Genomic DNA, 25,196 nt, shown 5'->3' with positions numbered 1-25,196 from the left:
TTACGCCGACGATGGGGTGTTCGACGCGGCCGAGGGAGCGCTCAGCTCAGGAGGGCGCGGGCGTAGAAGTCCGCGGCGTCGCGGACGCCGGGCAACGCGAAGAAGTAACCGCCGCCGAACGGCCGGATGTAGTCGGTCAGCGGCTCGTCCGACAGCCGGGTCTGGACCGCCTCGAACTGGCGGGCGACGTCCTGCTGGTAGCAGGTGAAGATCAGCCCCATGTCGAGGTTCCCGACCGCGTCCACGCCCCGGTCGTAGTTGAAGCTGCGGCGCAGGATCCGGCTGTCGGCGGCCTGCGGCGTACGCGGGTTGGCCAGCCGGATGTGGCTCGTCAGCGGGATGACCTTCCCGATCGGGTCCTCGGCGTACCGGGGCTCGTCGAGCTCGTGGTTCCCGTCGAGGGGGGCGCCGGTGTCCCGTGCCCGGCCGAACATCTGCTCCTGCTCGGTGAGCCCCACCCGGTCCCAGAACTCCACGAGCATCCGGATCAGCCGGATCACGGCGTACGAGCCGCCGGCCGTCCACGCCGGCTCCGGCGCGTCCCGGCCGTGCCCGGTCGTGCCGGGGGCGGCCCAGACCAGGCGGCTCATCTCCCGGGCGTCCGCCGCGTCGGGGTTCGCGATGCCGTCCTTGAAGCCCATGAGGTTGCGCGGCGTGCCGCTGGGCCGCGGCGGACCGGCGAAGCCGTTGATCTTCCACCGCACCTGCAGGGCGCCACGCGTGTGCCGGGCGACGTCCCGCAGCGCGTGCACGACCGTGTCCTCTTCGTCCGCGGACAGTTGCACGCTCAGGTCACCGTGGCACCAGGCGGGGTCGAGCGCGTCGTTGGGGAAGGTCCGCATGGGCGTCAGGCCGGGGGGCTTCCGGGACGCCAGTCCGTATCGGTCGTCGAACAGGGACGCGCCGACCCCGACGGTCATCATGAGCCCGCCGCCCGGCAGGTCGGGCCCGAGCACCCCCGAATCGGCGGGCGGTGCGCTGATCCCGGCCTCAACGGGCGCGCCCCCGGCGGTGAGCGCGCGGGCGCGGTCGGTGAGGGTGCGGAACAGCTCGGTGAGCTCCCCGCGGCCCGTCGCGATGACGTCGAACGCCACGACGGCGGTCCGCCGCCTCGGCGGTTCGAGGATGCCCGCCTGGTGCGGACCGTGGAAGGAGCGGACCGTGGCCCGGTCGGCGGGGGAGCCGGTCACGGCTCCGGCCGCCCGGGCGGCGGAGGGACCGGTCACGGCTCCGGCCACGCCGGCGGCCAGGGCGCCGCGCAGGAAGGACCGGCGGTCGGAGGGCGTCATTCCGCTCCCTGGGGGCGACGTCGGGGCGCGCAGATCGTGGCGATCGGGGCGAGGCGTTCGAGCAGTTCCCCCGCGGCGCCGTTCAGGCGTTCGCGGTCGGCGCGGGAGAGCGCGCCGACCGATGAGCGTCCCTTCAGGAGGGCGGCCATCCGGTCCATCGACGCGTCGACGCCGGCCAGGCCGGCGTACCGGGGGCGCAGGAGCGGGCGGAGCAGGTCGACGAGCTCCCGGGTGCCCTCGAGGTTGGCGGCGGCGGTCCGCAGTGTCGTGCCGCTGCCCTGGTCGGCCTCGCCGGTGAGCTGGAACTGCAGGGTGTTCTCCAGGATCTCGTGCGCGCGCAGCGGCAGGTCGGCGGGCTCGACGCGCTCGTCGGGCCACGCGGACCGCAGGGCGCGGACGTCCCGCGCGAGACGGTCCGTCGCGCCGGCCAGCGAGGAGGCGGACTCGCCGTGCCACAGGCCGTACTCCACGCGGTGGAACCCGGTGAAGCCCGCGTCGTGGACACCGCCGGGCAGTCCCGCGGGCCGGCCGTCGATCCGGCCGTCGAAGTCGCCGAACGTGCCGTACGCCGCCCCGAGGCGCTCGTACGCCAGGTGCGCCGGCGTCCAGGCGGCCCGCGCCGCGCCGAGGTCGCCGTCGTCGACGGCGGACCGCAGCGCGTCGGTCCGGGCGACCAGACGGCCGAGGCCGGTGGAGACGTAGGTCTGGTAGGCGCGCGCCGACGCGTACAGGTCGTTCTCGGAGACCGGGACGATCCCCGGCGTCCCGCCGCCCCCGGTGCCGGTGATCCTCGTCACGGGGCCGGTGACCGGGTCGCCGGGGCCGTCCTGCGCGCAGCGGAAGGCGTACGAGCCGGGGCCGAGCGTGACCCGCAGCGAGCGGACGGTCCCGGGGCCCATGCCCTCCAGCTCCGCGTAGATCGCGCCGGTCCGGGGATCGATGAGGGTGACGTTCGTGGACGTGCCGCCGTCGTTGCGCAGCGGCAGCACCTGCGGACCCGGCCGCAGGGGCACCCGGCCGGTGCCGCAACGGGAGGCGCCGGCCTCGATCGCGGGCGCCGGCGGCGCCTTGGGCGCCGGGCCCGCGCCGTCGCCGGCCACGGCGAGCAGCAGGGCCGCGCCCGCTGCGAGCGCCGGCAAGCGCATCGCGAACTCCATCGGTTCCTCGGGGCCCGGCGTGCCGCCGTCCCTGGTCGGTGGTCGCCGCCCGCGCCGGCGCGTTGATCGTCGGGCGGACGGACTCCGACACTCTAGAACGTGGTGGCGGGGGCCGAGGTCCCGGATCCGGTGCGCGCTCCGCCGTCGTTCGGGTGTTCACACCCGCGTAACGACGGCGTCACCAGGGTCTTCTTCGCGGATGGCGCATGGAACCGCCCGGAGATGGTTAGGTTAGTCTCACCTAACCAAATGCGCGTGACCGTTACCGGCTCGGCGCCGAGCCGGCCGATCGATCAGGGGACCCTGTGGCGGACGACCGCTGTGCACACTGCCCGGGAAGTCACACGGGGGAGCGCCCGTGCCTGGCCAGCGCCACGACCGGGGCGCGCTCGTGGCTGCTGATCGAGCACCCGGGGCCGTGGCCCGAGCGCGTCGAGGACACCGACCTGCCGGAGCCGGTCGCCGACGCCCTCGGCCGGGCCGGACGGCACGGAGTGCGCGTCCAGTTCATCCGGGCGCCGCGCGGGAGACGTCCCACTCCTCCGCTGTGGGTGTACACCGGCTTCTCCGGGGACACCGCCCCGGACGGCCGGCCCGTGACGCCCTGGCTGGAGGCGCGCGAGCTGACCGCCCCGGCCGAACTCGGCGGCCTCGACCTGGCGGCCGTGGCGGCCGGGCGGCCCCCCGGCTTCGGCCGGCCGGTCCCGGGCCCGCTCCTGCTCGTCTGCGCCCACGGCCGCCGCAACGCCTGCTGCGCGCGGACCGGCGCGCCACTGGCCCGCGCACTCCGCGAGCGCTTCGGAGCGCAAGTGTGGGAAACGACACATGTGGGCGGTGACCGCTACGCCGCGAACCTCGTCTGCCTCCCGCACGGCCTGTACTACGGCGACCTGGACGAACGGCGCGCGGTGGCGGCCGCGAGGGCGTACGAGTACGGAGAAGTAGTGCTCGACCGCTACCGTGGACGCGCGGGCCTGCCCGAGCCGGTGCAGGCCGCCGAGCACTTCGTGCGCGCGCACACCGGGGTCCTCGCGGTGGACGGCGTCACGGTGGAGTCGATGGTCGCCGGCACCGCCGTCGTACGCGCCGGCCAGGCAAGATACCGCGTCCGGGTAGAGCGGGCCGGCCTCGGCGGTTGCGGCGCGGGATGTTCGGAGAACCTCGCCACGTATGTTAAAAGGGACCTGGCCCTTCTCAACGGGGCGGCCCTCGTGTAGCCTCTCCGAGGCCCTATTCGCCGTTCCCAAGGGGACACGGCGGCTCTCGGGGAACATCACGGCGCTTCAAGACGTTGCAAGATTTTGCGCGCTTCTTACTGCTGTAGCGCCCGTGACCGAAATTTGCTCACCAGCAAGCTACGAGGTGGTAGTTCTATGGCTCAGGTACGTCGGCAGGCAAACCTCCCCCGTCCCAGCTGGGGCTGGCAGGACGCTGCCGAGTGCCGGGGGGAGGACCTCATCCTGTTCTTCGGCCCCGACGGCGAGCGTCAGCCGGAGCGTGAGATCCGCGAGCGTAAGGCCAAGGCCGTGTGCATGCGCTGCCCCGTGCGCAACGAATGCCTTGATTACGCCGTCTCCCGGCCCGAGAAGTACGGCACTTGGGGCGGCCTGAACGAAGACGAGCGCGCGTCCGAGCGCCGCCGTCGCATGCGTCGCGCCAACGCCGCGTAGCGTTCCCCTCGCTACGCGCGGCCGCGAGGCCGAGGCCCGCTGGCCGCGGGCCGAACGGCGAGAGCGCCGAGAATCTCAGAAGCTTCACCCCTTCATGCGACGGGCGAACGAATCCCCCGAGCGCCGGGCGACCTCCGCGAGTGCGCCCGGCTCGGCCGCTTGGTGGCCCGCACCAGGCGCCGGCACGGTCGCCGTGCCGGCCGTCATCCGCGCGGCCGCCGGTTCGTTCAGCGGCGACAGCACGTTCAGCTCGCGTCCGCCCACGATCAACAGTGTAGGCGCACGTACGACCGCTGAGGACTCGTCGGCGAGGCGGGCGGCCGCCGCGGGACACCACCGCGGCGCCGCCCGCGCGCGGACCCCGCGCCACGGCGGGACGGCAGGTCAGAGCAATCTCTGCACGTCGGCGTCGGACAACTGGTCGAAGCGCACATACCACTGGCCCACCGCGCGGAACGTCCAGGGGGCGGCCAGCACCACGATGTCGTCGGCCTCGCCGGCGAGGGCCTTCACCGTCTGCGCGGCGCCGACCGGCACCGCGAGCACGAGCCGCCGGGGCCTTCCCGCCCGGACCGCCGCGAGCGCGGCCCGCGCCGTCCCGCCCGTGGCCAATCCGTCGTCGACGACCACGACGTCCCGGTCCTCGACGGACGGCAGGGCCCGATCCCCCCGGTAGGCCGTGACGCGCCGCGCGAGTTCGGCGCGCTCGCGTCGTACGGTCTCCTCCACGTCCGCCGGGGTAAGTCCCACCCGGCCCATCAGGTCGGCGTCGAAGACGGGTTCCCCGCCCTCGGCGATCGCGCCCACGCCCAGCTCCGGCTGGCCCGGGCAGCCGATCTTCCGTGTCACCAGGACGTCGAGCGGCGCGTCCAGGCGGCGGGCGATCTCCCGGCCGACCGGCACGCCGCCACGGGGCAGGGCGAGGACGAGCGGATCGTCGAGTCCCAGCGGCACGAGCTCCTCCGCGAGCAGGCGCCCGGCCTCGTCGCGATCGGTGAAGGGCAGCCGCACACCCTGACGGCTCCAGCTCACGGCGACCACCTCGCACGGGTGAGTGGCCTTTCTCACTGCAGCCCTACCCACAACGGCGAGCCGCATCCGGGCGTTCGCCGGGTACGACGCGTCAGCTTGGGTAAGAAGTGTGAATACCGTCAATCCCCCACCAAAACCGGCAAATCTGCGGCACCGCCTCCGGCGGACCGTGCGAAGGGGGCGAGGCGTGTGACCGGTGCCGAGATGAGGTGGGACGCCGGGAGCCCCGCGGCCGCACCCGGCAGCGTCTCCCCGGATGCGGCGCCTCGGCCGGCCGGTGACGAGACCGCTCCGCCGTACGAGCGGGTGGACATGCTCATCCACCGTCTCTTCGAGGTCGGACTCGACCTGCACGCCGCGCTCGGGCACTTCCGCGAGCACGTCGAGGTCGAGGTGGGCGCGCGGAAGATCTACGAGGCGATCGCCGCCCTCGACGAGGCGATCAAGGAATGCCGGGGTGTCGTCATCGACCTCCTGCCGCCGGACCGATGCGCGCCGGACGCCCTCCGCCACGGCGCCCCGGACGCGGCCGAGAACCCGTACCGGCCGGGCGGTCCCCGTCCCGTCCTCGCCCTGAGCGGTGAGACGGACCGCCCCGAACCGGTGCCTCCGTCCCGGCGCTCCGGGGAAGGCCCGGCGGCCGGCCCGGCGGCGCGGTGACTCGCCCGGCGGCGTACTTTTCGCCGGGACTGTGAGCGGGCCCGCGCCTCGCCCCCCGGTGCGTCCCTGGCGTGGCGTCCTCGCCAGTGACCCGGTGGCGTCCTACCGTGACGCTGTGATCGCGATGGAGCCCGTTCCCGCCTGGTGCCTCGTCAACGGCGAGTGGATCGAGCGCGAGGACCCGGTGATGGCGGCCTGCGACCCGCAGGGCGGCGACGTGTACGCCGCGATGGCGGGGCTGGGGTTCGAGGCCTGGTGCCGGATCGGCGACGAGGAGTTCGCCGCGGCCCCGCTGACGCTGGCGGTCTACTCCCGCGAGAAGCCGCCCCTGCAGTTCCTGCTGCAGCTCGAGGGGAACGCCGGGGACGTCGTCGAGCACGTCTTCGCCGAGACCCTTCCCGACGCCATGAACCTGCTGGCCGCGTGGGTGCCGGTGGCCCAGGCCGGTGCCCTGGTCGAGCTGGTCCGGCGGCTGTCGGCAGGCGACGGCGAGCCGTCGTCCGTGGGGGGACCCCGGCCGGCGCCGCCCCGGCCGTTCGCGCCCGGAGCGGCGCACGCGACCGCGGTGGAGATCTGACCGCGGGCCGGTCCCCGGCCGTACTGCCGGGGCGGTCCCGGGTCAGGCCTGCCGGGGGCCCTTCGGGACGCCGTCGTCGATCTCGGCCGGAGCGTTGATGGTGACGCGGTGCATCTTGCGGCGCTGGGTGTAGTCGGCGACCGCGTAGTGCTGGGTGGGGCGGTTGTCCCAGAAGGCCAGCGTGCCGACCCGCCACTTCAGCCGCACCTGGAACTCCGGTGACCGGACGACGTCCTGGAGCAGCGGCAGGAGCGCCTCGTTCTCCCGGTCGTCCAGCCCGACGAGGCGGGTGGTCGAACTGCGGTTGACGAACAGCGCCCTGCGGCCGGTCTCCGGGTGGATCCGCACGACGGGGTGCCGTACGGGCGGCCACGCGCGCCGCATCTCCTCCAGGTCGAGCCGGTGGCCCTTGGCGATGGCCTTCGTCACCGACATGGTCAGGTCGTGCTCGGCCTCGAGCTCGTCGCACAGCCGCTGGATCGACCGGGGCAGCGACTCGTAGGCGAGGTACATGTTGGCCCAGAGGGTGTCGCCGCCGACGTCGGGCAGGATCACGGCGCGCAGCAGCGACCCCATCGGGGGCACCGGCATGAAGGTGTTGTCGCTGTGCCAGGAGTCCCCGCCCTCGCCCTTGGGATCCTTCTGGTCGAGGACGTGGATGGCGCTCGCCGACGTCTTCATCGGCGGCTCGTTCAGCGTGCCGAACCGCCGGGCGAAGGCCAGGTGCTGCTCGTCGGTGATCTCCTGGTCGCGGAAGAACAGGACCAGGTGGTCGAGCAGGCCCCGGCGGATCTGTGCGACCTCGTCGTCGGACGGGGGTCTCCGCAGGTCGACTCCTGTCACCTCGGCGCCGATGTGCCGTGTCACGGGATGGAATTCGATCATGTCGGGCCCTCCGTCGGTGCACCGCGCAAGAAAGCAAGCAATCGCTAGGTTGCCACTTTTCCGCACGCCTGGCCACCCCCGGAGGCGCGGAGGGGAGGGGGCCCGGCGCCGCGCGCCGACCGGGCATCCCCCGGCGGCGGGCCGGGCCCGCAGGGAGACGCGGTCAGCGCGGGCCGGCCGCGGTGGGGGCGTGGGCCAGCGCGCGGCGGGCGGCGGGCAGGGCGGCTCGCCGGTCGGCGGGGACGAGGCCGACGCGGGTACGGCGGTCGAGGAGGTCGGACTCGTCCAGGGCACCCTCGTGGAGGACCGCCCAGACCAGCTCGGCGCCGATGGTGGCCGAGCCCGGCGCCACCGGCTCGGCGAGGGCGGGATCCGCGGCCGCGAGGGCCGCCACGGCGGTCGCCTCGGCGCCGTACCGCCGGACGAGGCGCGCCGGCGCGGTCAGCCGGCCGAGCTCGGGCGCGGCGCCGACCAGGGGCAGCCGGGCCGTCCGGCACGGCCCGGCGCTGAGCCCGCGCGCCTCGATCGCCGCGTCGACGGCGTCCTGGGCCATGCGCCGGTAGGTGGTGAGCTTGCCGCCGACGACCGTGACCACGCCGTTCCGGCCGGTCAGCACCGCGTGCCGCCGTGAGAGGTCGGCGGTACGCCCGCCGGGCCCGTCGAGCAGCGGGCGCAGGCCGGCGAACGCGCCCGCGACGTCGGCGCGGCGCACGGGGACCTCGAGCGCGGAGTCGACGATGTCGAGCAGGAAGCCGATCACGGCCTCCGTCGGCTGCGGCACGTCCGGGATCGGAGCGTCCGCGGGCTCGTCCGTCAGCCCGACGTACACCCGTCCGTCGTCCTGGGGCAGGACGAGGGCGAACCGCCCCGTCGTCCCCGGAACGGGCAGGTGCAGCCCGGCGAGCGGCGCGCCGAGCGTCTCGGCCCGCAGCACGAGGTGGGTACCGCGGGAGGGCCGCAGCCGTACACCCGGGGCGAGTTCCCCGGCCCACACCCCGGTCGCGTTGATCACGGCGCGGGCCCGGATGGCGTGCTCCGCGCCGGTCTGCTCGTCCCGGACGTCCGCGCCGTCGCCGGTCAGCGCGAGGGCCCGGCAGCGGGTGAGGATCCGGGCGCCGTGCGCGGCCGCCGTCCGCGCGATCGCCGTCACCAGGCGCGCGTCGTCGGCGAGCTGGCCGTCCCAGGACAGGATTCCGCCGCGCAGGCCGTACGAGCGCAGCGCCGGCACCAGCCGCAGCGTCTCGACGGCGGACAACCGGCGCGGGCGGGGCAGGACCGAGCGGCGCGTGCGGGCGCTGAGCCGGAGCAGGTCGCCGGCCCGCATCCCCGCCATGGCCAGGGCCGCCGCCGAGCCGGACACCAGCGGCGTGAGCGGCAGCACGAACGGCAGCGCGCGCACGAGGTGCGGGGCGGTGTGCGCCATGAGCACCCCGCGCTCGACCGCGCTCTCATGCGCGACGCCGAGCTGCCCGGAGGCCAGGTAGCGCAGGCCGCCGTGCACGAGCTTCGAACTCCAGCGGGACGTGCCGAAGGCGAGGTCATGGGCGTCGACGGCGGCCACGGACAGGCCGCGCGAGGCCGCGTCCAGGGCGACGCCCGCGCCGGTCGCCCCGAGCCCGACGACCAGGACGTCGACGACCTCGCCCGCGGTGAGCGCGGCCAGGTCCCCGGCCCGCCGGACCGCGTTCAGGGAGGAGGTGGACGGCGTCATGGCGCGAGGTACCGGTCGAGGATCCGCCGCAGCTCGTCGTCGAAGGCCTGCGGCGACAGGGCCGGGGCGCCGTCGGCGACGATGTGCCCGGACATGGCGAAGGACTGCACGACGAGCAGGACGGCGCGGGCCTGCCGGGCGGGGTCGCCGGCGCGGATGGTGCCGTCGCGGTGGCCTGCGCGCAGAGTCTTCTCGAACGCGTGCAGCATGGCGTCCTGGGTCGTGCCGCGCCGCTGCAGGAGGTACGGCAGGAGGACCTCGGGGTCGACCTCCAGGATCTTGTGGAACAGCGGGTGCTCGCGGAGGGCGGCGACCCCCGCGACGAGCGCCTCGACGGCCTGTGGCCGGACCGGGGCGCCATCGCCGGGCGGGATGACGCGGGCGACCACGGCGGCCCACTCCCGGGTCATCAGGTCGGCGACGAGCGTGCGCACGTCCGGCCAGCGCCGGTAGATCGTCATGCGGGACACGCCGGCGCGCCGTGCGACGTCGGTGAGCGTCGTGCGCCGGACGCCGACGGCGAGGACGCAGTCGCGGGCGGCGTCGAGCATCGCGTCCTTCTTGTGACGAATGGACGTCATGTGTAACAGTGTAAATCCCGACGCGTCCCGCAGGAAGGGAGGGCCGATGCCGGCGATGCGCTGGAACGGCTGGGGAGACCCGGACCGGGCCACCCGGCTGCCCGACTCCGTCGTCGGGCTGCTGCGGGAGCTGCTCGGAGTCCGGCCGGATCCCGTCCCGTCCGTGCCGCTCGCGGAGGTGGCGCCGCCCCCGCCGGCCCCCGCCGTGCGGGCGCTGACGGAGATCGTCGGTCCCGGCGGCGTGCTGACCGACGACGAGACGCGGATCCGGCACACGCGGGGGAAGTCGACGCCGGACCTGCTGCGCCTCCGCGCGGGCGACGCGAGCGCCGCCCCGGACGCCGTCGTGCTCCCCGCCGGCCACGAGGAGGTCCTCGCCGTCCTGGACCGGTGCTCCCGCGAGCGCGTCGCCGTCGTCCCCTTCGGCGGCGGGACCTCGGTCGTCGGCGGCCTCACCGCGGCGGGGGACGGGTTCGCCGGCGTCGTGGCGCTCGACCTGCGCCGCCTGGACCGGATCACCGCGCTCGACGCCGTCGCGCGGACCGCGACCCTCCAGGCCGGTCTGCGCGCCCCGCGCGCCGAGGCGCTGCTGGCCGAGCACGGGTTCACGCTCGGCCACTACCCCCAGTCGTACGAATGGGCGACGATCGGCGGATTCGCCGCCACGCGGTCCTCCGGCCAGGCGTCGGCGGGCTACGGCCGGTTCGACGAGATGGTCGCCGCGCTGACCGTCGCCACGCCGCGCGGCACCCTGACGCTCGGCCGGGCCCCGAAGTCCGCGGCAGGCCCCGACCTGCGGGAACTGGTGCTCGGCTCCGAGGGCGCCTTCGGCGTGATCACGGACGTCACCGCCCGGATCCGCCCGCTCCCGGAGACACGCCGGTACGAAGGCTGGCGGTTCCCGACGTTCGCGGAGGGCACCGCCGCCGTGCGGGCCCTGGCCCAGGACGGGCCGCTGCCGACCGTGCTCCGGCTCTCCGACGAGACCGAGACGATGATCGGCCTGGCCCGGCCCGGCGAGATCGGCGCGGCGAGCGGCGACGGCTGCCTGGCGGTCTGCGGCTACGAGGGCCGCCGGGAGGACGTGGCGGCGCGCCGCGCCGGCACGCACGCCGTCCTGACCGCCTGCGGCGGTGAGCCGCTCGGCGACGCTCCGGGGGAGAGCTGGGCCGCGGGCCGGTTCTCCGCGCCCTACCTCCGCGACGCCCTCCTCGACGCCGGCGCCTTCGCCGAGACGCTGGAGACCGCCGCGTTCTGGTCGGCGGTGCCGCGGCTCGCCGACGCCGTCCGGCTGACACTGTCCCGCGAACTGCCGTCCTCGCTGGTCATGTGCCATATCTCGCACGTCTACCGGGACGGGGCGTCGCTGTACTTCACGGTGGTCACCGCCCAGGGCGACGACCCCGTCGGGCGGTGGCGGCGCGCGAAGGCCGCCGTGAGCGACGCGATCATCGGAGCCGGCGGAACGATCACCCATCACCACGGCGTCGGCACCGACCACCGGGACCGGCTCGCCGACGAGATCGGCCCGCTCGGCGTCGAGATCCTGCGTGCCGTCAAGGACCGGCTCGACCCCGCCGGCGTCCTCAACCCCGGCGTGCTCATCCCGCCCGCCGCCGGATGACCCGTACGATCCGGCGCAGGACCCGTACGATCCGGTCGAGGACACGGCCGCCGTGCGCGGGGCCGGACTCGCGGTACCGGAAAGAAGGGTGCTCAGGATGCGTTCGTTCACCGCCGTGGTGAACCCGGCCGCCGGTGGCGACGCGGCCGCCCGGCTCATCCCGCTGGCGCGGTTGCTGCGCGAGGCCGGCGCGGAGATGACCGTGGAGTACAGCCGCAGCCTCGAGCACGCGGCCGAACTCGCGCGGACCGCGGCGGACAAGGGCCACACGGTCGTCGCCGCGGGCGGCGACGGCATGGTCGGCGGGCTGGCCGGGGCCCTCGCCGGCACGGACGGCGTGCTCGGCATCCTGCCGGCGGGCCGGGGCAACGACTTCGCCCGCCAGCTCGGCCTGCCGGAGGAGCCGGACCGGCTCGCCGCCCTGCTGCTGGAGGCCGAGCCGCGGCGGATCGACGCGATCGAGGTGACCACGCCGGACGGCGGTTCGCGCGTCGTCGCGGGCAGCGTGTACGCCGGGGTCGACTCCGTGGCGAACGTCCACATCAACCGGCTCACCCGCCTGCCCGGCCCGCTCGCGTACTACCTCGGCCCGCTGCGCGCCATCGCGACCTGGCGGCCGGTCTCCTACCGCGTCACCGTGGACGGCGAGCTCCACGAGGAGCGGGGCTACACGGTCGTCGTCGCGAACTCCGGGTTCTACGGCTACGGCCTGCACATCGCGCCCGGCGCGGCGGTCGACGACGGGCTCCTCGACGTCGTCATCATCCGGCACGCGCCGAAGCGCCTGTTCTTCGCCGTCATGCGGGAACTGCCGAAGGGCACGCACGTCCACCGGCCGGTGGTCGAGGTGCTGCGGGGCCGTGAAGTGCGGGTCGAGGCCGACCGGGACATCCCGTACGGAGCCGACGGCGAGCTGCTGGGCGACCTGCCGGCGACGGCGCGCGTGCTGCCCGGCGCGCTCAACGTGATCGCCGATCCGGCCTGACACTTGGCGCGCGGTTTACCGGCCTCAGGGGGCGACGGCGATACGGTCCCGGGTGTGCCGTGACTTCGGGGGCGATCACTGTGAAACACGCGCTGGCCGCGGTGGCGGGCATCGCGCTGGGCCTGCCGGTGCTGGCGGCCCTGGCTTCCCGGCAGGACGGGCGGCCCGCTGGGGGACTGCCGGCGCGGTACGTCCCCTGGGCCCGCGTGGGGCACCGCTTTCCGAGGACGTATCCGGACGGGGCCGAGCCGGAGCGCCGGGCCGTCCGCGGCACCGCCGCTCCCGGCCCGGGCCGGACGCCACGGCCGGCGCCGTCGGCCCAGACGATGGCCCACGGCCCTCTCGCCGCCCCGTACGGCCGCCGGCCCGCGCGCCCGGCCCCCGGCCGGACGGCGCGGCGCGGTGCGGGCCCGGCCGCCGCGCACCAGGCCGCGCCGGCGCGGAACCCGTCGTCCACGCCGTCGCCGTCCCCGGCCGGGACCCCGTCGGTCCTCCCGGCGGAGCCGCCGCCGAAGGAACCGGCCGACCGGTCCGCGCGGTTTCCGGCAGACCGGCCATGGCGGTTCCCGGCCGACCGGCCCTCCGGTGAGGGGCCGGCGCGCCCGGCCGACCTGGAGCTGTCCATCGTCGCGCCGCCCACCGTCCGGCCCGGCGGCCGCTTCTCGTACGCGGTGCGCCTGACCAACCACGGGCCCGGGACGCCCGGCCCGGTCACGGTGCGCAGCGCGCTGCCGCCCGGGACCGTACGGACCGGGGCGTGGCTGCCCACCGGCGTCGACGGGTACACCGGCGCGCGGGAGGCGGCGCTGGTGGTGCGCCGGCTCGAGCCCGGCCGGTCGCTGGCCGCGCGGTTCGACGTCCGGGTGCTGCCGGACGCCCGCGGTGAGCTCGTCGCGCGTGGCCGGATCGCCGCGGCCGGCGGCGTGCCCGATCCGGTTCCCGGCGACGACACGGCCCAGGTCTCCACCCTGATCCGCCCTCGGTGACGCGCGGCGCCCCGATGCCCGGGAACCACCGCGCCTGACAGAGCGTCTGACTCTGCGAACGAGGCGTCACCGGTCGGGAAGAAACAGGGAACATGCGGACCATCCTCAACATCATCTGGTTGCTCCTCGCGGGGCTGTGGCTGGCGATCGGCTACGTCCTGGCCGGGATCGTCTGCTGCGTCCTCATCATCACGATCCCCTTCGGGATCGCCTCCTTCCGCATCGCGGCGTACGCGCTCTGGCCGTTCGGCAAGACGGTGGTGCGGCGAGGCGACGCCGGCGTGATGTCGGCGATCGGCAACGTCATCTGGTTCGTCGTCGCCGGGCTGTGGCTGGCCATCGGTCACCTGTTCACCGGGATCGCGCTGTGCATCACGATCATCGGGATCCCGCTCGGCATCGCGAACTTCAAGCTCATTCCGGTGTCGCTGCTGCCGCTGGGGCGCGAGATCGTCTCCACCGGCGACCCGCGCGCGTTCGCGTGAGCGAGCGGTAGGGCCGGGGCCGGTCACCGGCGCGCGGCCGGGTGCCTGGGGACGAAGGCCCGGGTGAGAAAGATCATCCTCTTCGGCCGCGGGCTGGACAGCCGGCGGACCCCGGGGACACACTTGCCCCATGTCAGCGGCCACGCCGTTGCCCAGGCAGGGCGACGTGTTCTTCGACTCGCGGGGAGCGGACCGTGCGCTGCGGCTCAGCCGCCATCCGGACGCCGGGGTCGTCGTGCTGAGCATCTGGAACGGCGGCGTGTGCCAGGGGACGTTCCGGCTCCCGTCGGACCAGATCGCCGTGCTGGCCGAGGCGCTGCTCAGCGCCGCGCCGGAGACCCGGCCGCCGCTGCCGCAGACCGGCCAGTACGAACCCCCGCCCGCCGGCCGGTACGACCCTCCGCTCGCCGGGGAGTTCGAACCCCCGCCGGCCGGGCGGGACGAACCGCGGTCCGCGGACCGGTACGACCCCGGTCCGGCGGAGACCGGGCCACGGCCTCCCGCGTCGTACGAACCGCGGCCGCCGGGTCACCACGAGTCCCGGCCCCCCGCGCCGTACGACCGGCCCGAGCCGTATCCGGCGGGCGACGAGCCGCCGCCGCGCGAGCGGTTCGAGCAGCCCCGGCCGCCGGGCCACACCGGGGCGTAGGGGCTGCTCGAAGCCCCGCCGTGCTCCCGCGCGGGCGCCCGGACGGCGCCTCGCGAGGGCGTCGCCGACGGCACTGCGGGAGCCCTGGCCGGAATGCGCCGAACCGGCGGCGATGCGTGATCTTCACTGCTACGGTGCCCCGGTGCCCCCCTCTTCCCGCGACTCCGCGGCCGGTGCCGGCTGGACGTGCCGGGAGCCGGGAACGTACACCTCCCTCATGCCGAGCCGGGTCCGCGCCCTGTCCTGGGTGAGCCCCGCGACGCTGTGGCGGGCCCGCAACGACGTCCTCGCCCGGTGGTTCGGCGACCCGACCGACGACGAGCGGGCGCGCTGGGTCCGCGAGCAGGCGGCGCGTGGCGCCGCGCCGGACCTCGCGATCGAGCGCGACGACCCGGACTCCTTCTCCTTCATGATCCTTGGGGACACGGGGGAGGGGGACGACTCCCAGTACGCCGTGGTGCCGGGCTTCGAGCGGATCGCCGAGGGCACCCGGTTCGCGGTCATCGCGAGCGACGTGATCTACCCGACGGGGAGCGTGAACGACTACCCCGCGAAGTTCTTCCGCCCCTATCAGGGCTACCACGCCCCGATCTACGCCGTGCCCGGCAACCACGACTGGTACGACGGCCTCGGCGGATTCATGCGCGTCTTCTGCGGCGCGCCCCCGCTGTCCCCCGACGGCCGGCCCAGGACGTTCTCGGCCGCGTGGTGGCGGCGGCTGTTCTGGAAGGAACCCGAGGTCGCCGACGAGGAGCGTCTCGCCGCGGCGGAGGTCCTGCGGGGCGCGCCGGGACAGCGGGCGGTGCAGCCGGGACCGTACTGGATGATGGACGCCGGCCCGCTGCGCCTCATCGGGATCGACACGGGCATCCTCGGCGGCATCGACGCCGACCAGGGCGCGTGGCTGCGGCGCGTGTCCCAGGGGCCGAGGCCGAAGATCCTCATCACGGGCAAGCCGCTGTACGTCGACGACGCGGCGCACCCCTGCCCGATCGCGGGCGGCGGGACCGTGGACGAGATCGTCCGCGACCCCGCCTGCAACTATGTCGCGGCGATCGGCGGGGACATCCACAACTACCAGCGGTATCCGGTGCGGGTGGGGGACCGCGTGATCCAGTACATCGTGGCGGGCGGCGGCGGCGCCTTCATGCACGCGACCCACACGATTCCGAGGGTGACGGTGGGCGGCGTCACGGAGGACGAGTTCCGCTGTTACCCCATGCGCGGCGACTGCCTCGCCTTCTACGGCAGGCTGTACGGCAGGAGGCTCCGGCTGCGGCGGTTCTTCGAGCTCACCGAGGACGAGGCGGCCGCGGTGATCGAGCAGCGGCTCGGGATACCGCCGCGGCGCCCTACCCGGGCGGCGGTGACGTTGCGTTGCAGGATCGTCGCGTCGCTGCTCGGCGTGCCGTCGCGGCCGCATCGACGGTCCCGCCTGCGCCTCCCGGTCCGGCGCATCTATCAGCGGTTCCTCTCCCCGGTGTCCGACTGTGATCGGCCGCCTCTGTTCAAGAGCTTCCTTCGCCTCGACGTCACCCCGGATGGTCTGCGGATCCGCTGCTTCGCGGCGACCGGATGCCGGGAACACGAGCTGGACCCGCCGCTCGAAGACGAACTGACGCTCGATTTCCGGAGATAACGGTTCTCCCGTGTGAACCGTTCCGCCCTGTCCGGCGTCTGACTGATGCACGAACGGCGGCTTTCGCCCTGCCGCACCCCCGACCTCAGGAGAGGCCTTAATGAGCAACCCCTACCCTCAGCAGCACCAGCAGTACGCGGGGGCGACGCCGCAGTACCAGGGGCAGCCCGGCTACCCGCAGGACCCCGGGCAGATGGTGCCCGCCCAGCACGGGCAGCCGGCCCTCATGGGCATCCAGATGAAGCGCCGGAACCCGCTCGGCGCGTGGCTGGGCCTGCCGCTCATCACCCTCGGCATCTACGGCCTGGTCTGGTACTACTCGGTGCACGCGGAGCTGGCGAACTTCGACCGCCGGCGTCCGGTCAGCGCCGCCGCGGCGCTGTGCTCGATGCTGTTCGGGTGGATCACGCTGGGCATCTGGCCGCTCATCCAGTGGGTCAAGCTGGCCGGGCACATCCGTAACGCCCAGCAGGCCGCCGGCCTCCAGCCCACCTGCAGCGGCGGCCTCGGCTTCATCCTCGGCTTCTTCGGCTTCGGCGTGCTCTACTACCAGATCGAGCTGAACAAGGTCGTCGACCGCTACGAGGGCGCGCCCGCGGGCGCCCAGGTCCCCCTCGCGGCCTGACGCAGAAATCTCGGAGGAAGGCCCTGGTCACGGGGCCTTCCTTCTTCATTCGCGCGCATCCGCCCGGTTCAGCTGCGGGCATCCGCCCGCTCGGAACGTCGGTGGGGCCGGGCAGAATCGGCTCATGCGGATCGCAGCCGGCGCGGTGGGTGAGGGCGGGGTGCTGCGGCCGGTCGCGGAGGACGGCACCCCCGCCGGACCGGCCGAGCCGGTCGCCGACCTCGTCGCCGCCATCGCCCGGCAGGAGGCCACGGCGTCCCCGTCCGGCGGCGTCCGCTGGGTGTGGTCCTCGACCGCCGGCCTCTATCCGCGCCTGCTCGGAGCCGGGGTGCGGGTGGCGCGCTGCCACGACCTCGAGCTGACCGAGACGCTCCTGCTCGGGCACGCGGGCCGCTTCGGCGAGCCGCGATCCGTCGCGGCGGCCCTGGCCCGCCTGCGGGGAGGTCCCGTCCCTGAGGACCCCGTCGGCGCGGGCGACCTGCCGACGCTGTTCGACGAGGGCCCGTCGGACGACATCGACGCGGTCGTCGCCGTCCACGCCGAGCAGCAGCGCCGGGTCGCCGCGACCGGCCTGCGGATGCTCGCCGCCGCCGAGTCGGCGGGCGCGCTGGCGGCCGCGGAGATGGGCCACGACGGCCTGCCCTGGCGCGCCGACGTCCACGACGCGCTGCTCACCGACCTCATGGGCCCCCGTCCGGCCCCGGGCCTGCGGCCGCGCGGGCTGCCGCGCCTCGCCGACCGGATCGGCGAGGCGCTGGGCCGCCGGATCAACCCGGACTCGCCGTCGCAGATCGTCAAGGCGTTCGCGCAGGCGGGCGTGCGGATCTCCTCGACGCGGTCGCACGTGCTGCGGCAGGTCGAGCATCCGGCCGCCCGGTTGCTGCTGGAGTACAAGGAACTCGCCCGGCTCTACGTCGCGCACGGCTGGTCCTGGCTCGACACCTGGGTGCGCGACGGCCGGTTCCACCCGGAGTACGTCGTCGGCGGCGTCGTGTCCGGGCGCTGGGCCACGAACGGCGGGGGAGCGCTGCAGATCCCGAAGGTGCTGCGGCGCGCGGTCGTCGCCGATCCGGGATGGTGCCTCGTGGTCGCCGACGCCGCGCAGCTGGAGCCACGGGTGCTGGCCGCGCTCGCCGGGGACGAGGCGTTCGCCGCCGCGGCGGGGGAGAACGACCTGTACTCCGCGCTCGCGGGCGTCTTCGGCGGCGCCCGCGACAAGGCCAAGATCGCGCTGCTGTCCGCCATGTACGGCGGGACGAGCGGCGAGGCGCCGCAGCTGCTGGCGGTGATGCGCCGCCGGTTCCCCGCCGCCTACGACTACGTGGAGGCGGCGGCCCGCGCGGGGGAGACGGGGCGCGTGGTGCGGTCACGGCTGGGCCGTACGTGTCCGCCGCCGTCACAGGAGTGGCGCGACCTCGCCGTCCAGGACGGCGGCGGATCCGCGGTGCGCAGCCGTGGCCGGTTCACCCGCAATTTCGTCGTCCAGGCCAGCGCCGCCGACTGGGCGCTCGTTCTCCTGGCGGCGCTGCGCCGGAGGTTGAACGCGCTGGGCTCCGGCGACGCCGCCCCACGGCTCGTCTTCTTCCAGCACGACGAGGTGATCGTGCACGCCCCTCAGGATCTGGCCGGGGCGATGATCGCCGCGGTCCGGGATTCGGCGGCGGAGGCGCGCCGGCTGGTGTTCGGCGACACTTCGGTCCGGTTCCCGATGGAGGCCGTCGCGGTCGAGTGCTACGCGGACGCGAAGTGAGGCTCGCCTGGTCACGGGCGAAGTGAGGCCCACACGGCCGGGGACATGCCGGGGTCAGCCGGCGATCGGCCTGATCGGATCCCACGACTCCCGCTTGTTCAGGGCCTCGGCGTCCAGGTCGGTGGTCTGTTTCCAGATTCCCCGCACACTGGCGACCTCCTCGGCGTCGAGAACGTCCTCGATCCGGGCGAATCCCTCGGGCGCGCGCTCGGCGATCAGGTCGAGCATCCGGTCCAGCGGCATGTTCCGGCAGGCCATCGCCACCGCGTTGGCCTCGGGGCGGCGGATCTCCTCGTACGACCGGAGCCCGGCCTGCGGGTCCGTCGCCGAGGAGGCGAGTTCCCGGGCGAGGACCCGGGCGTCCAGGATCGCCTGCGAGCCGCCGTTGGAGCCCACCGGGTACATCGGGTGGGCGGCGTCCCCCGCCAGCGTCACCCGGCCCCGGCCCCAGAAGGGCAACGGGTCGCGGTCGACCATGGGGTAGTCGAGGATGGACTGGGAATTCGCCAGCAGTTCGGGCACGTCGAAACCGTCGTGGCGCCAGTCGGCGTAGTAGGGGAGCACGTCCTCCAACCGGCCCTCGCGAGTCCAGTTCGCCGAAGCGTCCTCGCCCTGAGGATCCGAGGAGACGCGAAACTCCGCCACCCAATTGACCAGGCAGCGACCACGCTCGGCCGCCGTCCTGGAGATGGGGTACAGGACCATGCGCCCCACATTGTGGGAGCCCATGACCAGCATGGTGTCGCCGGTCAGGAACTCGTCGACCTCGGTGACGCCACGCCATACGCGGACACCGTTCCACAGGGGCTCGCCCTCGTCCGGGTGCAGTAGCCGCCGGACGGCGGAGAAGATGCCGTCCGCGCCCACCAGCACGTCCGCGCGCAGGGTGACGGCCTCACCGCTCGCACGGTCGCGCAGCCGCGCCTCGATCCCCTCGGAGTCCTCACCGTAGGTCTCGAAGGAGAGCGCGGTCCGTACGGCATCGCCACCGAGCCGTCGGCGCACCGCGTCGAGGAGCAGCATCTGCAGCTCGCCGCGGTGGATGGAGTACTGCGGCCAGGCATACCCCGCGTGGCGGCCGCGTGGATGAACGGCGATCCGGTTGCCGAACCGGTCCATCGTGATCATCTCGCGGGTCTGGATCCCGCTGGCCTCCAGCGCCTCGGCGAGCCCGAGCTCGGTCAGCTCCCGTACGGCGTGCGGTTGCAGGTTGATGCCCACACCAAGCGGCCCCAGCCGGGGTGCCGCCTCCACGACGCGTACGCCGAAACCCGCCTTGTGCAGCGCGAGTGCGGCAGTGAGGCCGGCGATGCCCCCGCCCACGATCAGCACGTCCACGACAGCGTCCCTCCTGGAAAGAGTGGTCGGACACGAGGTCCGCGAGCGCATGGGTCCCTACGGCCGACCGCCCGCGTTCACACAAGTCCACGGCCGAGGCCGTCGTCAGCGACCGGTCACGCCGCGGGGTTGGCCTCCGCGGCCTGGCGTACCAGCCGGCCGATCTCGGCACGGAGGTGAACGAACTCCGGCAACTCCCGCGTGGTGATCTGGTCGTGGTTCCCGGGCAGGGCGACGGCGACGTCGCCAATGACTCGGCCGGGGTGACGGCCCAGCACCACGACGCGGTCGCCGACGTAGACACTCTCGTCGATGTCGTGGGTGACGAGCAAGATGGTCATCTCCTGGTTCGCCCGGACGCTCAGCACGAGGTCCTCGAGCTCCTCGCGGGTCTGGGCGTCCACCGACCCGAACGGCTCGTCCATCAGCAGCAGCGCCGGCCGGTAGGCGATAGCGCGTGCGATCGCCACCCGTTGCTGCATCCCGCCGGAGAGCTGCCAGGGGTACTTACGGGCCGCGTAGGAGAGCCCTACGGCGTCCAGCGCCTCCTCTGCGGCCGCTCGCCGAGCCTTGCGGTCCATGCCACGCCCTCGGAGCGGGAACGCGACGTTGTCGCGGACCGACATCCAGGGCAGCAGTGACCGGGAGTAGTCCTGGAAGACGACGGCGAGGTTGTCCGGCACATCCTGGACCAGGGTGCCGCCGAGCCTGATCTGCCCGCTGGTCGGGCGGATCAGTCCGGCGATGGTCCGCAGCAGAGTGGACTTGCCACAGCCGGAGGGACCCACGATGCTTACGAGCTCGCCCGAGTCGACCTTGAGGTCGATGTTCTCGAGTACTTTCGTGGCTGCTTCGGCGTATGCGTGGGAGAGGTTCTTCACTTCGAGCATCAAAGGTCCTCTGAGAGCGGGCCGACGCCGGGTCGGCCGACAAAATGAGCAAGATCAGTACTAGGGCGATCCGCACCCGTACGATCTCGCTGAACGTCGACGACAACGGTCACAGTCCGAACAACCGCTCCGCGTTGGTCTGGAAGAACGCCTTCTTATCCGCGTCGTCCATTGGCAGGCGATCCTGCGCGATGACCTCGTCGACCTCGTATTGGTACGGGTAGTCCATCGCGTAGAGCACGCGGTCGGAGCCCAGGACCTCACGGCAGAACATGATCGCCGGCTCCCAGGCGTTTCCGCTGGTGGTGACCCAGACGTTCTCGCGCATGTAGTCGCTAGGCTTCCGGGCGAGGGGGCGGATGGCCGCATACCGTTGCGAGCGGACCGTCGCGGCATGGATGAAGTCCACGCGGTAGAGCCAGAACGGCAGTGCCTCACCGAGGTGACCGAGGACCAGCTTCAGGCGCGGGAACCGGTCGAAGACCCCAGAGGTGATCATGCGGAGCGCGTGCATCCCGGTCTCGACGCCGAACCCGAACATCGCCCCGTCCAGCCCCGCCTCCAGGAGCGGCTTGATCATCGTGCGGGGCGGAGCCGTCGGATGCAGGTAGACAGGTGCGTCGAGTGCCTCGGCCGCCTCCAGAATGGGCCAGAACTTCTGGTCGTCGAGATACTCACCGTGTGTGTGCGAGTTGATGATCACACCCTTGAGACCCAGCCCGGCTCCGCGTTCGATCTCTTTAGCGGAGGCGTCGGGATCCTGAGGGGCGACGGCGGTCAGGCCGGTGAATCGGTCGGGATGACGACCGCATGCCTCGGCGAGCCGGTCGTTCGCCAGGGTGGCCATGGCCACTGCCCGGTCGGCGTCGAGTATCTGAACACCCGGCGCGGTGAGTGAGATGATCTGGCGGTCGATACCGGCCGCGTCCATGTCGGCCAGCCGACGCTCGCCGAGGTCCTGGAGACGTTCACGCGTCGTCCTGGCCCGCTCGCTGCTGTGAGTGTAGAAGTAACCGACCAGGCTGACGAAGCCTGGATCAAGGTCGCCGCCGCTTTCGAGCATCTCGCGCCACAGCGTGATCAGCTCTGGGGGCGCGAAGGCCTCCTCAGTGGCGATGCGCTTGTAGCCGGCCTCTCCGCCGATACGCGGTGGCGTGGACGGTTCGGTGGTCATGTCCTCCGTGAATCCTTTCCCGGCGTGGAATGGTCCACACCGATTTTGCCGACGCGTCGGCGCGGGGCGGCGAGCGGCGTGTGGTCACGCTGCCCGCCGCCCCTACGGTCAGCGAGCGGTCAGGCCGTCAGCCGTCACTCGAGGGTCGACGCGTCGAAATGGGTGGTGAGCACGTGCTGCTGGAGCATGAAGTCCGCGACCCGCTGCGCCCGGCTCTTGTTCAACGAGGTGGGGAACGTACCGATGGTGATCGTCTGAGCGGCCTGCGGTGTCAGTCCCTTGATGTAGGTGGGCAACACCTGCGCCACCTCGTTGCGGTCGGTGGCGGCCAGGGTTTGAGCCTTGGCCATGGCCCGCTGGAACGCGGCGACCGTCTTGGGATTCTGCTTCGCGAATCGCTCCGAGGTGTGGTAGCAACCGATCGGGAAATCGGCGGTCGGTCCGTTGATCGTGTCCAGCACGACGCGAGCGCCGAGGGTCTGCTCGAAGCGGGTGAGGAACGGGTCGGTCGCGAAGGCGGCGTCGATGGATCCGTTCTGCAGGGCGGCTCCCATGTTGGTATATGGGACGTCCACAAACTGCACCGACTTAGTGTCGACCCCGGCAAGCTGCAGGGCCGCACTCGTAAGCAGCGCCGGCAGGCCTTTGCTGGTGGTCATGCCGATCTTCTTGCCGGCGAGGTCCTTCGGGGAGTGGATCGAAGTCTTCTTCGGAGTCACGACGACGTACATGTTGGACTTCGCCTGAGCGCCATCAATGATGATGCGCAGCTTGAGGCCCCGGTTCGACGCCATCGTCGGTGAGACGTAGCCGTTGTGTGCGAAGTCGACCGCGCCCGACACATTCTTGGAGATGGCCTCTTCGGGGTTGGCCATGGTCACCGGGGTCACATTAAGACCCTCGGCCGTGAAGTAGCCCTTCTTGATGGCCAGGTAGACGGCGGCCGCATCCCACGTCGGCAGAACGCCTACCTTGATGTTCTTCTTCTCCAGCCCTCCTGAATCTTTTTTCTCTGCTGCATTCGACCCGCTGCATGCGGCGGCGAACAGGGCCATCAACGCGACGGCGGCCGTCGCGAATATCTGGCGGCGCGTTTTCACTTCAACTCCTCTGTTGAGGCTGGACGACGTGGAGCGTCGGCTCAGGAATCGTCCGAGGGCGGAGACTGTGACTATCATGTCCCGTTGCGGGCGCAATCATCGGGGACGCCCGCGTCGCGGAGAATGATAGGAGACTGAGAAAGGATGATACAAGTGGAGGTGTCGGGCTGCCGTTCTCAATGAACCGGTCCGATTCCTTGGATTACTGAGAGTGATATATGTATCGCAATCTTGAGTAGCCTGCCGAGGTTTGGTGTCCGGCGACCGTCAGTCTTCGATTCGCCGGGTGTTGCGATGCCATCCCATAATTCGCCGCTCGACCTGCAACAATGCGCTGTTGAGGACGTATCCCAGGATGCCGAGCAACACGATCGCGGACCACATCTCGGGCAACGCGAAGGTCTTTTTGGCGTTCGCCAGGAAGAATCCGATCCCGTTGGAGGCGCCGACCAGCTCGGAGGTCGTCATCAAGATGATCGACAACGACAGGCTGATGCGCAGGCCGGCGAAGATCTTGGGGGCGGCGGCGGGGACGACGATGAGGGAAAGCCGGCGCAACCGGCCCAGCTTGAACACCCGGGCGAGATCGAGCTGGAGGGGTTCAACCGACCGCGCGCCTTCGAGGGCGTAGATGAGGATCGTCCAGATCACGCCGAACACGATCACCGACACCCGCATCGCGGTGCTGAACTTGAACAGCACGATGAACACCGGGATGACCGTGGTGGCGGGGATGGACCGGCCGAAGTGTATGAGCGGCTCGACGTATTCGACGGCGTGTTCCGACCGGCCCAGGGACACACCGAGAACGATTCCGACCACCGCTGACACCGCCCAGGCACCGAGCAGGCGGGCCAGACTGGGCAACAGGTCGTGGGTCGCCGTCGCCGTAAGGAAGGCGTGCGAGGCCGGGCCGGAGAACCAGGTCCGGTACAGCTGGTCGCCGATCGTGGTGGGTGGGGGGAAGTAGATCTGGTAGTCCTCGGGGACGACCGTGCGAGTGGCGAGCTGCCAGAGGCCGACCGCGACGGCGAACACCGACCAGCGCAGCGCGGTCCCGGTGAGCGCCTTACGGAGTCGGCGCCGTTGGGGCAGGGACGTTCGGATACCGGTGGCCGCAGCGCTCATCCGTTCTTCCCCAACCGGTCGAAGTGCCATCGGAAGGCGCGGCGTTCCCCTCGGGTGAGCAGAAGGTCCAAGGCCAGGCCGAGCGCGCCTGTGATCGCCACCGCCGCGAAGACGTCAGGCGTGCCATCGGGATCCCCACTGGCGGCGAAGATGTACTGGCCGAGCCCGCCGCCTCCGCTTCCGTAGATCAGTTCGGTGCTGATCGTCACAATGAGGGCCACCGAGGAGGCCAGGCGTACTCCGGTCGCCACGAACGGGGCGACACTCGGCAGCGCGATCCGGAGCAGCACCGCGCTCGGACGCAGGCCGAAGCAGCGTGCCATGTCGCGGGCGACCGGATCGACGTCCCCGACACCATAGATGGTGTTCATCAGGATCGGCCACATCGCGGCGTACGCCGCCAGGGTGCGCTCCATCTCGCTCTGGCTGGCGATGAACAACACCACCAGCGGGGCCAGCGCGACCGCGGGGATCGGCCGCAGGAACTCGACGAGGACCCGGGCGGCGGAGTTCACGATCGGCACGCTGCCGATCACGAGGCCGGCGGGTACCGCGATGACGACCGCTATGACCAAGCCCGACGACCACCCGCCGAGGGTGAACAGGACGTCGCGCAGGAAGTCGGCGTTGACCAGAAGGCGGCCGGCGTGGACCAGGACGACGGACGACGGCGGAAGGTAGGAGCGGTCCACCAGGCCGGTGCGGCCGAGAACCTCCCCGGCCAGGAACAGGACGAAGACGCCGATCAGCCCGCGCACGACGCGTCCGCTGCGACGTGGCAATATTCGAACTCTGGCCTCCGAACGCGGTTCGGAGGCCAGAGTGTCGGCAGGGAAATCAGTCAATGAGCACTCCCGGCAAACGTGCTGCCCGCGTGCGGCGACGAAGAGACCCCTCGGAGAATCGACGTGTAATGGCAGGCTCTCCCTTACGTGCGTCTGTTTCGCCGCCATCGGCGAATTGACTTTTCGCAACGCGATAACTACCCGGAGTGAAGGGTGATGCATCGCCGACTCACCTTCAGCTCCCAAGGCAGGGGAGTCTAGCGATCTGGAAGACGAGGGACCAGAGTAGGAGCCCGTCGCGAGACACCTGGCGAGGGGGCGGAGTTGTGGCCGGGCGTGCAACATTGCGAGCCGAATAACGCTGACAACCGCATTCGGGGTCAATGCGCGGTGTATGTTCTGTTCCGGTTCGCGGGTGCGAGGGCAATCTTGTACCCACCCAATACGAGGGGGAGGCAGAGGAGGGCAGTGCAGAC

25 protein-coding genes are annotated in these 25,196 nt (G+C 72.6%); 12 read left to right on the top strand and 13 right to left on the bottom strand.

What is annotated here, in order from left to right; translation table 11 throughout:
- Positions 1-41: 41 nt before the first annotated feature.
- On the bottom strand, positions 42-1,289 hold the full coding sequence (gene efeB, locus NE235_RS08285) for an iron uptake transporter deferrochelatase/peroxidase subunit (protein WP_252800380.1): 1,248 nt from the start codon (positions 1,287-1,289) through the stop codon (positions 42-44).
- The gene (locus NE235_RS08280) at positions 1,286-2,434 is read right to left on the bottom strand and encodes an EfeM/EfeO family lipoprotein (protein WP_252800379.1); all 1,149 of its coding nucleotides are present in this window, start codon (positions 2,432-2,434) and stop codon (positions 1,286-1,288) included. The genes efeB and NE235_RS08280 overlap by 4 nt, the downstream gene beginning before the upstream one ends.
- 317 nt (positions 2,435-2,751) lie before the next feature.
- Here NE235_RS08280 and NE235_RS08275 point away from each other — a divergent pair, with 317 nt between their 5' ends.
- Both NE235_RS08275 and NE235_RS08270 read left to right on the top strand, forming a co-directional pair.
- The gene (locus NE235_RS08275) at positions 2,752-3,663 is read left to right on the top strand and encodes a sucrase ferredoxin (RefSeq protein WP_252800378.1); all 912 of its coding nucleotides are present in this window, start codon (positions 2,752-2,754) and stop codon (positions 3,661-3,663) included.
- A 156-nt stretch (positions 3,664-3,819) separates the two neighbouring features.
- On the top strand, positions 3,820-4,116 hold the full coding sequence (locus tag NE235_RS08270; RefSeq protein ID WP_289848350.1) for a WhiB family transcriptional regulator: 297 nt from the start codon (positions 3,820-3,822) through the stop codon (positions 4,114-4,116).
- A gap of 84 nt (positions 4,117-4,200) precedes the next feature.
- On the opposite strand, the gene NE235_RS08265 is transcribed toward NE235_RS08270, so the two are convergent.
- Positions 4,201-4,380, bottom strand: a complete 180-nt coding sequence (locus NE235_RS08265; protein ID WP_252800377.1) for a hypothetical protein — start codon at positions 4,378-4,380, stop codon at positions 4,201-4,203.
- A gap of 120 nt (positions 4,381-4,500) precedes the next feature.
- Positions 4,501-5,148, bottom strand: coding sequence for a phosphoribosyltransferase (locus tag NE235_RS08260; protein WP_252800376.1), 648 nt, complete (start codon positions 5,146-5,148; stop codon positions 4,501-4,503).
- Between the two features lie 189 nt (positions 5,149-5,337).
- On the opposite strand from NE235_RS08260, the gene NE235_RS08255 reads away from it, so the two are divergent.
- Positions 5,338-5,808 carry a hypothetical protein gene (locus tag NE235_RS08255; RefSeq protein ID WP_252800375.1) on the top strand — a complete coding sequence of 157 codons (471 nt, stop codon included), beginning with the start codon at positions 5,338-5,340 and terminating at the stop codon, positions 5,806-5,808.
- A gap of 115 nt (positions 5,809-5,923) precedes the next feature.
- Complete coding sequence (locus NE235_RS08250; RefSeq protein WP_252800374.1) at positions 5,924-6,385, top strand: hypothetical protein; 462 nt, start codon at positions 5,924-5,926, stop codon at positions 6,383-6,385.
- 42 nt (positions 6,386-6,427) lie between these two features.
- Here NE235_RS08250 and NE235_RS08245 read toward each other — a convergent pair whose 3' ends face one another.
- The 3 genes from NE235_RS08245 to NE235_RS08235 all read right to left on the bottom strand — a co-directional run bounded on the left by NE235_RS08245 (position 6,428) and on the right by NE235_RS08235 (position 9,562).
- Positions 6,428-7,270, bottom strand: a complete 843-nt coding sequence (locus tag NE235_RS08245) for a TauD/TfdA dioxygenase family protein (RefSeq protein ID WP_252800373.1) — start codon at positions 7,268-7,270, stop codon at positions 6,428-6,430.
- Positions 7,271-7,433: 163 nt separating this feature from the next.
- Positions 7,434-8,981: a glycerol-3-phosphate dehydrogenase/oxidase gene (locus NE235_RS08240; RefSeq protein WP_252800372.1), complete on the bottom strand. Its 1,548-nt coding sequence runs from the start codon at positions 8,979-8,981 to the stop codon at positions 7,434-7,436.
- Positions 8,978-9,562, bottom strand: coding sequence for a TetR/AcrR family transcriptional regulator (locus tag NE235_RS08235; protein ID WP_252800371.1), 585 nt, complete (start codon positions 9,560-9,562; stop codon positions 8,978-8,980). Before NE235_RS08235 ends, NE235_RS08240 begins: the two co-directional genes overlap by 4 nt.
- A 55-nt stretch (positions 9,563-9,617) precedes the next feature.
- On the opposite strand from NE235_RS08235, the gene NE235_RS08230 reads away from it, so the two are divergent.
- From NE235_RS08230 to NE235_RS08195, 8 genes are all read left to right on the top strand, one after another.
- The gene (locus NE235_RS08230; protein ID WP_252800871.1) at positions 9,618-11,186 is read left to right on the top strand and encodes an FAD-binding oxidoreductase; all 1,569 of its coding nucleotides are present in this window, start codon (positions 9,618-9,620) and stop codon (positions 11,184-11,186) included.
- Positions 11,187-11,283: 97 nt separating this feature from the next.
- Positions 11,284-12,171, top strand: coding sequence for a diacylglycerol/lipid kinase family protein (locus NE235_RS08225; RefSeq protein ID WP_252800370.1), 888 nt, complete (start codon positions 11,284-11,286; stop codon positions 12,169-12,171).
- An 80-nt stretch (positions 12,172-12,251) separates the two neighbouring features.
- Entirely contained in the window at positions 12,252-13,157 is a 906-nt protein-coding gene (locus NE235_RS08220; RefSeq protein ID WP_252800369.1) for a DUF11 domain-containing protein, read from the top strand.
- A gap of 92 nt (positions 13,158-13,249) precedes the next feature.
- Positions 13,250-13,642, top strand: a complete 393-nt coding sequence (locus NE235_RS08215) for a YccF domain-containing protein (protein WP_252800368.1) — start codon at positions 13,250-13,252, stop codon at positions 13,640-13,642.
- 130 nt (positions 13,643-13,772) lie between these two features.
- Positions 13,773-14,291, top strand: a complete 519-nt coding sequence (locus NE235_RS08210) for a hypothetical protein (protein WP_252800367.1) — start codon at positions 13,773-13,775, stop codon at positions 14,289-14,291.
- Positions 14,292-14,433: 142 nt separating this feature from the next.
- The gene (locus tag NE235_RS08205; protein WP_252800366.1) at positions 14,434-15,930 is read left to right on the top strand and encodes a metallophosphoesterase family protein; all 1,497 of its coding nucleotides are present in this window, start codon (positions 14,434-14,436) and stop codon (positions 15,928-15,930) included.
- Between the two features lie 100 nt (positions 15,931-16,030).
- On the top strand, positions 16,031-16,555 hold the full coding sequence (locus tag NE235_RS08200) for a DUF4234 domain-containing protein (RefSeq protein ID WP_252800365.1): 525 nt from the start codon (positions 16,031-16,033) through the stop codon (positions 16,553-16,555).
- Between the two features lie 124 nt (positions 16,556-16,679).
- Positions 16,680-18,305, top strand: coding sequence for a bifunctional 3'-5' exonuclease/DNA polymerase (locus NE235_RS08195; RefSeq protein WP_252800364.1), 1,626 nt, complete (start codon positions 16,680-16,682; stop codon positions 18,303-18,305).
- Between the two features lie 54 nt (positions 18,306-18,359).
- On the opposite strand, the gene NE235_RS08190 is transcribed toward NE235_RS08195, so the two are convergent.
- The 6 genes from NE235_RS08190 to NE235_RS08165 form a co-directional block, all read right to left on the bottom strand.
- The gene (locus NE235_RS08190) at positions 18,360-19,643 is read right to left on the bottom strand and encodes a flavin-dependent oxidoreductase (RefSeq protein ID WP_252800363.1); all 1,284 of its coding nucleotides are present in this window, start codon (positions 19,641-19,643) and stop codon (positions 18,360-18,362) included.
- 116 nt (positions 19,644-19,759) lie between these two features.
- Positions 19,760-20,533 carry an ABC transporter ATP-binding protein gene (locus NE235_RS08185; RefSeq protein ID WP_252800362.1) on the bottom strand — a complete coding sequence of 258 codons (774 nt, stop codon included), beginning with the start codon at positions 20,531-20,533 and terminating at the stop codon, positions 19,760-19,762.
- 109 nt (positions 20,534-20,642) lie between these two features.
- Positions 20,643-21,707, bottom strand: a complete 1,065-nt coding sequence (locus NE235_RS08180; RefSeq protein ID WP_252800361.1) for an amidohydrolase family protein — start codon at positions 21,705-21,707, stop codon at positions 20,643-20,645.
- Positions 21,708-21,841: 134 nt separating this feature from the next.
- Positions 21,842-22,807: an ABC transporter substrate-binding protein gene (locus tag NE235_RS08175; RefSeq protein WP_252800360.1), complete on the bottom strand. Its 966-nt coding sequence runs from the start codon at positions 22,805-22,807 to the stop codon at positions 21,842-21,844.
- Between the two features lie 267 nt (positions 22,808-23,074).
- Positions 23,075-23,935 carry an ABC transporter permease gene (locus NE235_RS08170; protein ID WP_252800359.1) on the bottom strand — a complete coding sequence of 287 codons (861 nt, stop codon included), beginning with the start codon at positions 23,933-23,935 and terminating at the stop codon, positions 23,075-23,077.
- Positions 23,932-24,717 carry an ABC transporter permease gene (locus tag NE235_RS08165; protein ID WP_252800358.1) on the bottom strand — a complete coding sequence of 262 codons (786 nt, stop codon included), beginning with the start codon at positions 24,715-24,717 and terminating at the stop codon, positions 23,932-23,934. The genes NE235_RS08170 and NE235_RS08165 overlap by 4 nt, the downstream gene beginning before the upstream one ends.
- Positions 24,718-25,196: the final 479 nt, after the last annotated feature.

The organism is Actinoallomurus spadix, assembly GCF_024055725.1.
In the GTDB taxonomy this organism is placed as follows: Bacteria; Actinomycetota; Actinomycetes; order Streptosporangiales; family Streptosporangiaceae; genus Actinoallomurus; species Actinoallomurus spadix.
Note: the sequence above shows the minus strand (reverse complement) of the source record. Positions and strands in the feature narration are given on the sequence as shown.